This is a genomic window from Streptomyces sp. BBFR25, assembly GCF_044590125.1.
GTDB lineage: Bacteria > Actinomycetota > Actinomycetes > Streptomycetales > Streptomycetaceae > Streptomyces > Streptomyces canus_D.
This window is the reverse complement of the sequence record NZ_CP172447.1, coordinates 7,823,471-7,834,956: the sequence shown is the minus strand read 5'-3', so window position 1 is coordinate 7,834,956 and position 11,486 is coordinate 7,823,471. Positions and strand designations below refer to the sequence as shown.

Sequence of the window (11,486 nt, the reverse complement as noted above, 5' to 3'; positions counted from 1 at the left end):
CAGGCATCTTTGAGGGGACGACAAGTTCGGCCATACCGGTGGCGGCGGCAGACTGGCCGGGGACCACCGGTCGGGGACGGCGGAGTCGTCCCGCGCGGGTTGGGTCGGCTCCGGGAGTGGCGCGATCGCGACCACCGGCGGCCCCGGCCGTGCCCCGGAACTGGCCGAGCGGCAGGGGGTGGCGACCGGCGGCCGGACCCGCTCCGTCCGGTTGTCCGCGCAACCCTGGGGTACGAGGGGCAGGATGCGGTAAGGATGGTCACGCGCCGGTCGAGGGTACCCATCGGTCCGGCCGGCCTGACGACACGACGACACGACGACACGACGACACGACGACACGACGACACGACGACACGGACGGATGCACATGCCTCTTGACGGCGAGTACGAACCCAGCCCGACGCAGTGGGTGCGCGAACAGGTCGAGCTGTACGAGAGCTCGGGCGGCACCGAGGGCACGACCCTGATGGACACCGGTCGGCCGGTGATCGTGCTGACCACCCGGGGCGCGCGGAGCGGCAAGCTGCGCAAGACGCCGCTGATGCGCGTCGAGCACGAGGGCCGGTACGCCGCGGTCGCCTCCCTCGGCGGGGCGCCCAAGCACCCGGTCTGGTACTTCAACGTGAAAGCCGATCCCCGGGTGGAGCTCCAGGACGGCCCGGTGAAGCAGGACATGACGGCCCGCGAGGTCACCGGCGCGGAGAAGGCCGAGTGGTGGGAGCGCGCGGTCGCGGCGTTCCCGCCGTACGCGGACTACCAGGAGAAGACCGACCGGGAGATCCCCGTCTTCGTGCTGGAACCGTCCGACGCGGGCTGAGCCGGGCGCGCCGGACTTTCCCGGACCGGCGCGCATGGACCGGCGGGTGCCGGGAACATGCCGTTCAGGCCCCGCCGCGTTCCCCCGTCGCGGCGGGGCTTTCCGCCGTCTCCCGCGCGAGCCGGTCGGTGACGTCGAGGAAGACCTGTCCCGCCTCGGGGACGGTGCGCGAGATCGACCTCTTGATGCGCACGGCGACCTCCTCCACCCGTTCGCTGTCCAGGCCCGGCACCAGGTCGACGCGGGCCGCCACCAGGGTCGAGTCCAGGCCGGTCTTCATGGTGAACAGCGCCTCGACGCTGTCGATCTCCGGCTGGGCGCACAGCAGCGCCCTGATCCGGCCGCTGGCCTCCGGGTCGGCGGCCTCGCCGATCAGCTGGTCGCGGGCCTCGCGGCCCAGCCGGTAGGCCACGTAGACGAGCAGGGTGCCGATGGCGAGCGAGGCGCAGGCCTCCCACACCACCTGTCCGGTGACCATGTGCAGCACCATGCCGGTCATGGCGAGGCAGACGCCGAGCACCGCGGTGCCGTCCTCGGCGACGACCGTGCGCAGCGCCGGGTCCCGCAGTCCGTCGGCGAGCCCTCCCTGACCCCGCACCTGGTGCAGGGCCCGCAGCAGGGAGCCGCCCTCCGCGAGCAGGGCGATACCGAGCACGATCAGTCCGGCCACGTAGCCGCCCAGTTCCTCGTCGGCGCCGGTGCGCAGGGCCTCGACGCCCTGGAAGAACGAGAAGCAGCCGCCCATGACGAAGATGCCGACGGCTGCGAGGAGCGACCAGAAGAACCGTTCCTTCCCGTAGCCGAAGGGGTGCTTGCGGTCCGCGGGGCGCCGACTGCGGCGCAGGGCGGCGAGGAGGAAGATCTCGTTCAGGCTGTCCGCGACCGAGTGTGCCGCCTCCGACAGCAGCGCGGGCGAACCCGCGACGAACCCGCCGACCGCCTTCGCGGCGGCGATCACCAGATTGGCTGCCAGGGCCACGAGCACGGTGACGCGTGTCCTGCGGTCGGCCTTCCGGCCCTGATTCTCTTCCCCTGCTGTCCCACTCACGAAGCCCCGCCTGCCCCGGCCGGCCGCGCTCACACCCCGCCTTGCGGGTGGCCACCAGTGCCGACGGGCGAAAACGGGGAACGCCTACACAGGGACGGACACACGGACAGCGGAAGGCGGGGCCATGAGCGGTGACGACGGGACGCCCGGGAACAGCGGCTACGGGAGGAAGGCGTTCAAGCGGTCCCGGAGCCACTTCGCGGACCGGATCACCGCGGACGGCCGGGACGGCTGGCCGGTGGAGGCGGGCCGCTACCGGCTGGTGGTGAGCCGCGCCTGCCCCTGGGCGAGCCGTGCCCTGGTCTCACGGCGGCTGCTCGGCCTGGAGGACGCCCTGTCCCTGGCGGTCGCCGACCCGGTCCAGGACGACCGCAGCTGGCGTTTCACGCTGGACCCGGACGGCCGCGACCCGGTCCTCGGCATCCGCTACCTCAGCGAGGCCTACGACCGGCGGGAGACCGGCTATCCGGGCGGGGTGAGCGTGCCCGCGGTCGTGGACGTGCCCAGCGGCGCGCTCGTCACCAACGACTACCAGCAGATCACCCTCGACCTCGCGACCGAGTGGAGTTCCCTGCACCGGCCGGGCGCGCCCGACCTGTATCCGCGGGCCCTGCGCGACGAGATCGACGAGGTGATGGCCGGGGTCTACGAGGACGTCAACAACGGCGTGTACCGGGCGGGCTTCGCCACCGGCCAGGAGGAGTACGAGGCCGCGTGCGCGGGGGTGTTCCGGCGCCTGGAGCAGCTGACGCCCCGGCTGGAGCGGCAGCGCTACCTGGTCGGTGACACGATCACGGAGGCGGACATCCGGCTGTTCACCACGCTGGTCCGCTTCGACGCCGTCTACCACGGCCACTTCAAGTGCAACCGCTGGAAGCTGACGGAGAACCCGGTGCTGTGGGGGTACGTCCGCGATCTCTTCCAGACGCCCGGATTCGGGGACACCGTCGACTTCGACCACATCAAGCGCCACTACTACCAGGTGCACACCGGTATCAACCCGACCGGCATCGTGCCCATGGGCCCGGACCTGGCCGGCTGGCTCACCCCCCACCACCGGCAGGAGCTGGGCGGGCGTCCGTTCGGCGAGGGCACCGCGCCGGGCCCGGTCCGGGCCGACGAGGAGGTACCGGTGCGGGGCAGGCCCTGACCCGCACCGGTACGCATACGACCAATCAGCCCACATCAGGCAAGGAGATTCCCATGGCGAAGAAAAAGAAGAAGCTCCCCCTCGCCTACAAGCCCGTCGGGTTCGCGCTCGGCTGGCTGGGCGGCACGCTGGCCGGGATGGCGTTCCAGAAGACCTGGAAGGTCATCCGCGACGAGGACGACGCGCCCGACGCCCTGGACCCGGACCGCGGCTGGGGCGAGATCCTGCTGGCCGCGGCGATCCAGGGCGCCATCTTCGCCGCGGTGCGCAGCGCCGTGGACCGCACGGGCGCCAAGGCCATCCAGCGCTCGACCGGCAGCTGGCCGGTCGCCGAGAAGGGCGGCCGCGACTGACACGCACGACACCCCTGGGGCCCGTCCGGCGGACTGGCCCCAGGGGTGTCGTGTCGGGTGCGCGGCGGAGGCGGGCGAGGGCGGGAACGCGATGAGGGGGCGCGCCGGACCCCCCGCGACCCCCGGCACGATCCGAACGGCAGGATCTAGCCCTGCTTGGGGGCGGTCGGTGCGAGGGCGAGGCGGAGAGTGAAGGAGTGCCCGGCCGGGTCGGAGAAGCCGCGCTCCTCGTGCGGGCCGGCCGGGTCCTTCGCCTCCACCGGGCGTCCGCCGAGCCCCACGATCGCCCGCTCGGCCCCGTCCAGGTCCGCCACCACGAACTCCAGGTGGACCTGGAGGGAGTTCTCCGGGCGCGGCCAGCTCGGCGGGGTGGCGTTCACGTCCCGCCGCAAGGCCATGCGGAAGCCGTCTGGAGCCTTGATCTCGATGCGGTTGGCGCTCACGTCGCTCTCCTCGGCGCCCAGCAGGCCCTTGTAGAACTCGGCGAGCCGCTCGGGTTCGGCGCAGTCGAGCACCACGACGCCCGCGTTGACCAGTGCCATGTCTCCTCCGAAGGATTCCGGGCCCGGGGCGTCGTGCCCCGTGCCCTGTACCTTGCGCATATCCCGGCCCGGCCGAATCAGTCGGCGGGCGGCCGCCGGCCGGCCCGCCCGAGTTCGCCGCGCTGCCTGTCGGCTGCGGGAATGGCACGATCACGTCGGAGGTTGCAGACCGTGCCGCCCGTCCCCTTCCCCGAGTTGCGAGGTCTCGATGAACACCATGCGCGCCGTCAGCCAGGACGTCCTCGGCGGTCCCGAGGTCCTGAAGGAAGTCCGGGCCGAGCGCCCCGAGCCGCGCCCCAACGAGGTGCTGGTACGGGTGCGTGCCGCCGGGGTCAACCCGACCGACTGGAAGCACCGGGCGAACGGCGGCTTCCTCGGCGAGCCGCCCTTCGTCCTGGGCTGGGACGTGTCGGGCGTGGTGGAGTCGGTGGGCATCGGCGTCGCCGCCTTCCGGCCCGGGGACGAGGTCTTCGGCATGCTGTCCTACCCCTTCGGCCACGGTTCGCACGCGGAGTACGTCACCGCCCCCGCGCGCACCTTCACCCACAAGCCGTCGGGGATCGACCACGTCCAGGCGGGCGCCCTGCCGCTGGTCTCGCTGACGGCGTGGCAGGCCCTGGTGGAGCGCGCGGACGTGCAGCCGGGGCAGCGGGTGCTGATCCACGCGGCGGCCGGCGGTGTGGGCCATGCGGCGGTGCAGATCGCCAAGGCCCGCGGCGCCCATGTGATCGGTACCGCCAGCGCGGGCAAGCACGAGTTCCTGCGCTCGCTCGGGGCGGACGAGACCGTGGACTACCGGGAGACGGACTTCGCCGAGGCGGTGAAGGACGTCGATGTCGTCCTGGACACGATCGGCGGCGACACGTCCCTGCGGTCCCTGCGCGTGCTGCGCCCGGGCGGGGTCGTGGTGTCGATCCTGCCGGTCGGTTCGGACGAGTTCTTCGAGGAGGCCGACCGGCTGGGCGTGCGGGCGGTGCGGATGCTGGTCGACGCCGACCGGGCCGGCATGGAGGAGATCGCCCGCCTGGTCGAGTCGGGGAAGCTGCGGGCGACGATCGCCGAGACGTTCCCGCTGGCCGAGGCGGCACGGGCGCACGCGCGGGGCGAAACCGGCCGCACCACGGGCAAGCTCGTCCTCGTGGTCGACTGACCGTCCGGCCCCTGCTGATGGGCGGACCGTCGGCGCTGCGGTGAGATTTCGATGACATATGTCAAATGAACATGCTCAAATTCGCTCGATCGGGGTAACTTTCCGAGCGGACTGGGTAGTTGAGCCCCCGGAAGCAGGCCGGAACGGCCGCAACAGGCTGGAGGCAAGGTTCGTGCGGCAGGAATCCGCGTCGCCCACCCGGCACCTCCGCGTGCGCCACCACCGGGGACACACGGTGCTGGAGTTCCGGGGCGAGATCGACATCGCCTCGGCGGCGGAGATCGCCCCGCACCTGGACCGGGAGACGGTACGTCCCGGTGCCCGGGTCGTCCTGGACCTCGGCGGCATCGAGTTCTTCGACTGCTCCGGGCTGCGGCTGCTGTACCGGGCCCGCAGCCAGGTGCTCGACCGGGGCGGGCAGGTGCACCTGGTGTGCGCCCACCCGCTGACCCTGCGCATGCTGCGGATCACCGGCCTGGCGCGACTGCTGCCGCCGTGGCCGACCCTGGACGAGGCCCTCGGCGTCAGCCGGCCGGCCGGGCGTCGAACAGGGCACTGACCGACTCGCCGTTGTGGATGCGGCGCACCGCCTCGGCGAGCGCCGGGGCGATGGACAGGATCCGCAGCTTGTCCGTGTGGTCGTCCACCGGCACCGGCACCGTGTTGGTGCACACGATCTCCAGCACGTCCGGCTGTTCGCTGAGCCGGCCGAGCGCCCCGGCCGCGAACAGCCCGTGCGTACAGGCCAGGCGGATGGTGCGCGGACCCGACTCCCGGAGCCGGTCGAGGAGTTCCAGCACCGTGCTGCCCTTGGCGATCTCGTCGTCCAGCACGATGACGTCGCGCCCCGCGACCTCCCCGATCACCGCGCTGATGCTGACCCGGTCGTCCGCGTACCGCTGCTTCGCCCCGGCCGCCACCTGCGCGCCGAGCATCCGGGCGAACGCCGCGGCCTCCTTGGCGTTGCCCAGGTCCGGCGAGACGACGGTCGCCCGGGAGAGGTCGTACTGCCGGAAGTGCGCGGCCAGCTCCCGCAGCGCGTGCAGGTGGTCGACCGGGACCGAGAAGAAGCCGTGCACCTGGGGCGAGTGCAGGGTCATGGCGAGGACCCGGCTCGCCCCCGCCGCCACCAGCAGGTCGGCCACCAGGCGCCCGCCCAGCGAGATGCGCGGGGCGTCCTTCTTGTCGGAGCGGGCGTAGGAGTAGTGCGGCATGACCACGGTGATGCGGCCGGCCGACGCCCCGCGGGCGGCGTCGCACATCAGGAGCAGCTCGACGAGGTGCTCCTGGACCGGCTTGACCAGCGGCTGGACGAGGAACACGTCCCGCTCGCGGCAGTTGGCCATGAGCTGCACCTCGAGGCAGTCGTTGGCGAACCGGCTGACCCGGGTGGGGCTGAGCGGCACGCCCAACTGGGCACAGACCTCCTCGGCCAGGTCGGGATGGGCACTACCGCTGAACACGGCGATGTCTCGCACGGACCGCTCCTCGGATGATCCTGTCCGGCCTAAGTCCCCAGCTTACGGAAATCCTGTTGCGCCGCTCCCGGGGCCCCGGGTGATGATGGCGCCGTCCACCTTCACCAGGACCTCAAGCCTCCCCACGTCAGGAATCCCTCGCATGCGCCGACTCCTCGGAATCACCCAGCGCCCCTTCCGGCCCACGGTTCCCGAGGACTCCTCCACGCATGCGCACCCTGAACATCGGCATCCTGGCCCACGTCGACGCCGGTAAGACCAGCCTCACCGAACGGCTCCTGTTCGACCACGGCACCATCGACCGGCTCGGCAGCGTCGACGCCGGTGACACCCGTACCGACGACGGCGGCATCGAGCGCCGCCGCGGCATCACCATCCGCTCCGCCGTCGCCGCCTTCACCGTCGGCGACACGCGGGTCAACCTGATCGACACCCCGGGACACTCCGACTTCGTCGCGGAGGTCGAGCGCGCCCTGGAGGTGCTCGACGGCGCGGTGCTGCTGCTGTCCGCCGTCGAGGGCGTACAGGCGCGGACCCGCGTCCTCATGCGCACCCTGCGGCGGCTGCGGCTGCCCACCCTGGTGTTCGTCAACAAGATCGACCGGTCCGGCGCGCGCACCGACGGCCTGCTCGACGACGTCCGGCGCCTGCTGACTCCGCACGTCGCGCCGCTGACCGAGGTGACGGGCGCCGGTACCCCGCACGCCCGGGTCGCCCGCCGCGCGCCCGACGAACGGACCGCGGAGGCCCTCGCCGAGGTCGACCCCGGCATCCTGGCCGCCCTGGTCGACGGTCCCGAGCCGACCGCGCGGGACCTGGCCGCCGCCCTCGCCACCCGTACCGCCGAAGGCACGTTCCACCCGCTGTACCACGGCTCCGCGCTCGGCGGCGAGGGCGTCGCGGAGCTGGTCGAGGGCCTGGTCGGCCTGGTCCCGGCCGCCGCGCCGGGCCCGTCCCGCGGCGCGGAACCGCGCGGCACGGTCTTCGCGGTGCGCCCCGGACCCGCCGGTGAGCGCACGGCCTACCTCCGGCTGTACGACGGGGAGGTGCGCCCGCGCCGGCGGCTCACCTTCCTGCGGCGCGAGTCCGACGGTCGGACCACCGAGTTCTCCGGCCGGGTGACCCGCCTCGACGTGGTCGGCGGGGACACCACGCTCACCGCCGGGAACATCGCCGCGCTCGCCGTCCCCGGGGGCCTGCGCGTCGGCGACCGGCTCGGCGAACTGTCCGAGCGGGCACCGCAGTTCGCGCCGCCGACCCTGCAGACCCTGGTCCGTGCGGTGGACCCGGAGCAGGCGGGCCCGCTGCGCGCCGCCCTGCTGGCGCTGGCCGACCAGGACCCGCTCCTGCACGCCCGCCCGGCGGCGTCCGGCGCCACCGCCCTGCTCCTGTACGGCGAGGTCCAGATGGAGGTGCTCGCGGCGACGCTGGCCGAGGACTACGGGATCGAGGCGGAGTTCGCGCCGGGCCGCGTCCGGTTCCTGGAGCGTCCGACCGGTACCGGTGAGGCGGCGGAGGAGATGCCGTGGCTCGACCACACCCGCTACTGGGCGACGATCGGCCTGCGCGTCGAACCGGGTCCGCGCGGCTCGGGCGGGGAGTTCGCCTACGAGACGGAACTCGGCGCGCTGCCCCGCGCCTTCCACCAGGCCGTCGAGGAGACCGTGCACGCCACGCTGCTCACCGGACTCACCGGCGCGGCGGTCACCGACTACCGGGTCACGCTGATCCGCTCCGGCTTCAGCTCGCCGGTCAGCACGGCCGCCGACTTCCGGGGACTGACGGCGATCGTGCTGCGCCGTGCGCTCGCCCGGGCGGGCACCGTGCTGTACGAGCCGTACCAGGCCTTCGAGGCGGAGGTCCCGGCGGACACGCTGGCCGCCGTGACGGCCCTGCTGGCGTCGCTGGGCGCGGACTTCACCGGCACGACGGGCGGCGACCCGGCCTGGATCGTCACCGGCGAGCTGCCCGCCCGGCGGGTGCGGGAGGCCGAGCTGCGGCTGCCGGGGCTGACGCGCGGGGAGGCGGTGTGGTCGTCGCGCCCCGCCGCGGACCGCCCGCTGAAGCACGGAAACGGTGGGCCTGGCAAGGGAGTTGGCGGGCATCAGGGTGAGTAGGAAGGAGGGCCGTCGCCATGACGACTCCCGTCAAGAAGCCCACGAGTCCCGTCGAGAGGCCCGCGCGGCGCATGCCCGGCTGGTCCAAGGCGCTGACCGCGCTGGTGCTGGTGCTCGTCGTGCTGTTCGCCGGGCTGCGCCTGAGTGTCGTACCGGGGCTGAAGGACCTGTTCGGCTCCGAGACCCAGGACCGTTCGGGTCCGGCGCTGCTGAAGTCCGTCCAGGACATCAGCCGTTACGACGCCGCGTCCGGCAACTTCCAGGTCGTCGTGGACCTGGAGAAGGACGCCAAGTTCCTGCCCGACGCGGTCCGCGGCACCCGCACCCTGTACGTCGGGGCGGGCACCGTCGACGCCTTCGTCGACCTCGGCAAGGTGGGCGAGGACGACGTGACGGTCAACGGCGAGCGGACCTCGGCCACGCTGCGGCTGCCGCACGCGGCGCTGGGCGAGCCGGCGCTCGACCCCGACCGTTCCTACGCGGTCTCCAAGCAGCGCGGGCTGCTCGACCGGCTCGGCGACCTGTTCTCGGACAACCCGAACGGCGAGCAGGCCGTGCAGAAGCTCGCGGCCCGGCACATCGGCGACGCGGCGAAGGACAGCGAGCTGAAGGCGCGGGCGGAGAGCAACACCACCGCCATGCTCCGGGGGCTGCTGACCTCCCTCGGCTTCGAGGAGGTACGGGTGACGTACGGGACCTGAGACCCGGCCGTGGACGCCGCCCGCGCCCACCCGGCGAGGAATCCCGGGTGGGCGCGGGCGATCGTGTCGTGCGCGGCCGGTCGGGCGCGGAGATCGCGCGGTTCGCCGGGCATCCTCGGCGGATCGGCGGGTAACCGCCCTACCACGCGGGGACGTTGACGACTGGAGGACACCGACATGGCTAGAGCCGCCTCACGACCGCGCTCTTGGCCGCGCCCCCGCGCCGCCAAGGCATCAGAGGGCGACCGTCGCGAACGGCACACGCTCGCCTGGCCGCTGCGGCTGCTGGCGACGGCGTGCGCGTTCGTCTTCATGGTGGCGTTCGCGGTGGTGCTGGCGCGGCTGACCCTGCAGCCCTCCCCCGCGTCCGAGGCCCTGACGCACACCAACCTGCATCCCGGCCGCTCCCTGAGGGCCTATCTGGACCAGCCCGCCCTGCGCGACGCCGTCAAGCAGATCGGCGGGAACATCCTGCTCGGCGTGCCGTTCGGCGTCCTGGTCCCGGTCGTCGCCCCGCGCACGCGCGGAGTGCTGCGCATGCTGCTCCTGACGGCCTTCGTGATGCTGCTGGTGGAGTCCGCCCAGGGCGCCCTGGTCACCGGGCGGGCCTTCGACGTCGACGACGTCATCCTCAACACCGGTGGAGCGCTGATCGGTTACCTGTTTCTCGGCCGGCGGATGAGCCGCACGGTGCACGCGCGCGGGGGACGCACCTGAGACCGGGCCGTCCGGTCCGTACCAAGGTATTGACCGGCCCTTATCTCACTACTTGAATAAAGAGGCGACACCTCCAACCCCCACCTCGGTCGGTGCCTTCGCGCAAGGCGCCGTACGGAAGGGAGAGCCGTGGCCCGCCCACGCCTGCTCCGCAGATGTCTCCTCGCCGCCGCCCTGTCCGCCGGGCTGGCCGCGTCCCTCGTGACCGGCCCCGCCCAGGCGGACCCGGCAACCTCCCGGGCCGCCGGGGCCCACGGGGCCGTCGACGCCTCGTCCTCCGCGGCCGCCGCCGTGGCCTTCTCCGACACCTTCGACGGTCCCGCCGGTGCGGCCGTCGACTCCTCGAAGTGGCAGATCGAGACCGGCGACAACGTCAACAACCACGAGCGGCAGTACTACACCTCCGGCAACAAGAACGCCGCCCTGGACGGCCAGGGCCACCTGGTCATCACCGCCCGCAAGGAGAACCCGGCCAACTACCAGTGCTGGTACGGCACCTGCCAGTACACCTCCGCCCGGCTCAACACCTCCGGGAAGTTCACCGCGCAGTACGGCCACGTCGAGGCCCGGATGAAGGTGCCGCGCGGGCAGGGCATGTGGCCCGCGTTCTGGATGCTGGGCACGCCGGTGAACTGGCCGGACTCCGGTGAGATCGACATCATGGAGAACGTCGGCTTCGAGCCCTCCACCGTGCACGGCACCCTCCACGGTCCCGGCTACTCCGGTGCGGGCGGCATCGGCGCCGGCTACACCCTGCCGGGCGGGCAGGCCTTCGCGGACGCCTTCCACACCTTCGCCGTCGACTGGGCGCCCGACTCGATCACCTGGTCGGTGGACGGCACCGTCTACCAGCGGCGCACCCCGGCCGACCTGGGCGGGAAGCAGTGGGTGTTCAACAGGCCGTACTTCCTGATCCTGAACCTGGCGGTCGGCGGCTACTGGCCGGGTGACCCGGACGGCTCCACGGTCTTCCCGCAGACGCTCGTCGTCGACCACGTCTCGGTGACGACGGGCGACTCACCGGCCGGTGGCGCGATCCGGGGCCTGGCCGGCAAGTGCGTGGACGTCGCCGCGGCGAACACCGCCAACGGCACGCCGGTACAGCTCTACGACTGCAACGGCACGGCGGCCCAGCAGTGGTCGGTGGGCTCCGACGGCACGATCCGGGCGCTCGGCAAGTGTCTGGACGTCAACGCCGGCGGCACGGCGGACGGCACGGTCGTCCAGCTGTGGGACTGCAACGGCAGCGCCGCCCAGCGATGGGTCGTCACCGCCGCGCGCGACATCGTCAATCCCCAGGCCGACAAGTGCCTCGACGTCACCGGCAACAACGCGGCCAACGGCACCCGGCTGCAGATCTGGACCTGCACGGGCGGCGCCAACCAGAAGTGGACGGTCGGCTGAGGCACCGGG

General features: G+C 72.7%; 12 protein-coding genes. 9 read left to right on the top strand and 3 right to left on the bottom strand.

Annotation, left to right across the window (positions count from 1 at the left end; translation table 11 throughout):
• The first annotated feature begins 367 nt into the window (after window positions 1-367).
• On the top strand, window positions 368-817 hold the full coding sequence (locus tag ACGH52_RS35080) for a nitroreductase family deazaflavin-dependent oxidoreductase (protein ID WP_121702826.1): 450 nt from the start codon (window positions 368-370) through the stop codon (window positions 815-817).
• A gap of 64 nt (window positions 818-881) precedes the next feature.
• Here the strand turns inward: ACGH52_RS35080 and ACGH52_RS35075 are convergent, their stop codons facing one another.
• Entirely contained in the window at window positions 882-1,802 is a 921-nt protein-coding gene (locus ACGH52_RS35075; protein WP_399946990.1) for a cation diffusion facilitator family transporter, read from the bottom strand.
• A gap of 187 nt (window positions 1,803-1,989) precedes the next feature.
• Between ACGH52_RS35075 and ACGH52_RS35070 the strand changes: the two genes are divergently transcribed.
• Together ACGH52_RS35070 and ACGH52_RS35065 are read left to right on the top strand one after the other, a co-directional pair.
• A complete protein-coding gene (locus ACGH52_RS35070) occupies window positions 1,990-3,015 on the top strand; it encodes a glutathione S-transferase C-terminal domain-containing protein (protein WP_059296819.1) in 1,026 nt (341 codons plus the stop codon).
• 53 nt (window positions 3,016-3,068) lie between these two features.
• The gene (locus ACGH52_RS35065; protein ID WP_121702824.1) at window positions 3,069-3,368 is read left to right on the top strand and encodes a DUF4235 domain-containing protein; all 300 of its coding nucleotides are present in this window, start codon (window positions 3,069-3,071) and stop codon (window positions 3,366-3,368) included.
• Window positions 3,369-3,514: 146 nt separating this feature from the next.
• Here the strand turns inward: ACGH52_RS35065 and ACGH52_RS35060 are convergent, their stop codons facing one another.
• Entirely contained in the window at window positions 3,515-3,910 is a 396-nt protein-coding gene (locus tag ACGH52_RS35060; protein ID WP_399945313.1) for a VOC family protein, read from the bottom strand.
• Window positions 3,911-4,118: 208 nt separating this feature from the next.
• Here ACGH52_RS35060 and ACGH52_RS35055 point away from each other — a divergent pair, with 208 nt between their 5' ends.
• Both ACGH52_RS35055 and ACGH52_RS35050 read left to right on the top strand, forming a co-directional pair.
• On the top strand, window positions 4,119-5,060 hold the full coding sequence (locus tag ACGH52_RS35055; protein ID WP_399945311.1) for an NADP-dependent oxidoreductase: 942 nt from the start codon (window positions 4,119-4,121) through the stop codon (window positions 5,058-5,060).
• Window positions 5,061-5,232: 172 nt separating this feature from the next.
• A complete protein-coding gene (locus ACGH52_RS35050; RefSeq protein WP_059296823.1) occupies window positions 5,233-5,619 on the top strand; it encodes an anti-sigma factor antagonist in 387 nt (128 codons plus the stop codon).
• Here the strand turns inward: ACGH52_RS35050 and ACGH52_RS35045 are convergent.
• A complete protein-coding gene (locus ACGH52_RS35045; protein WP_059296824.1) occupies window positions 5,585-6,538 on the bottom strand; it encodes a ribose-phosphate pyrophosphokinase in 954 nt (317 codons plus the stop codon). The two genes, ACGH52_RS35050 and ACGH52_RS35045, sit on opposite strands and share 35 nt — an antisense overlap.
• Window positions 6,539-6,747: 209 nt before the next feature.
• On the opposite strand from ACGH52_RS35045, the gene otr(A) reads away from it, so the two are divergent.
• From otr(A) to ACGH52_RS35025, 4 genes are all read left to right on the top strand, one after another.
• Window positions 6,748-8,655, top strand: a complete 1,908-nt coding sequence (gene otr(A), locus ACGH52_RS35040; protein ID WP_399945307.1) for a tetracycline resistance ribosomal protection protein Otr(A) — start codon at window positions 6,748-6,750, stop codon at window positions 8,653-8,655.
• A 17-nt stretch (window positions 8,656-8,672) separates the two neighbouring features.
• The gene (locus ACGH52_RS35035) at window positions 8,673-9,356 is read left to right on the top strand and encodes a DUF4230 domain-containing protein (protein WP_399945304.1); all 684 of its coding nucleotides are present in this window, start codon (window positions 8,673-8,675) and stop codon (window positions 9,354-9,356) included.
• Between the two features lie 177 nt (window positions 9,357-9,533).
• Window positions 9,534-10,073 carry a VanZ family protein gene (locus ACGH52_RS35030; protein ID WP_076972836.1) on the top strand — a complete coding sequence of 180 codons (540 nt, stop codon included), beginning with the start codon at window positions 9,534-9,536 and terminating at the stop codon, window positions 10,071-10,073.
• A 129-nt stretch (window positions 10,074-10,202) separates the two neighbouring features.
• On the top strand, window positions 10,203-11,477 hold the full coding sequence (locus ACGH52_RS35025; RefSeq protein WP_210976934.1) for a glycoside hydrolase family 16 protein: 1,275 nt from the start codon (window positions 10,203-10,205) through the stop codon (window positions 11,475-11,477).
• Window positions 11,478-11,486: the final 9 nt, after the last annotated feature.

Coding starts and splice junctions, on each gene's coding strand:
- ACGH52_RS35080 (WP_121702826.1), top strand. CDS start 368: ATGCCTCTTGACGGCGAGTACGAACCCAGCCCGACGCAGTGGGTGCGC.
- ACGH52_RS35070 (WP_059296819.1), top strand. CDS start 1,990: ATGAGCGGTGACGACGGGACGCCCGGGAACAGCGGCTACGGGAGGAAG.
- ACGH52_RS35065 (WP_121702824.1), top strand. CDS start 3,069: ATGGCGAAGAAAAAGAAGAAGCTCCCCCTCGCCTACAAGCCCGTCGGG.
- ACGH52_RS35060 (WP_399945313.1), bottom strand. CDS start 3,910: ATGGCACTGGTCAACGCGGGCGTCGTGGTGCTCGACTGCGCCGAACCC.
- ACGH52_RS35055 (WP_399945311.1), top strand. CDS start 4,119: ATGAACACCATGCGCGCCGTCAGCCAGGACGTCCTCGGCGGTCCCGAG.
- ACGH52_RS35035 (WP_399945304.1), top strand. CDS start 8,673: ATGACGACTCCCGTCAAGAAGCCCACGAGTCCCGTCGAGAGGCCCGCG.
- ACGH52_RS35030 (WP_076972836.1), top strand. CDS start 9,534: ATGGCTAGAGCCGCCTCACGACCGCGCTCTTGGCCGCGCCCCCGCGCC.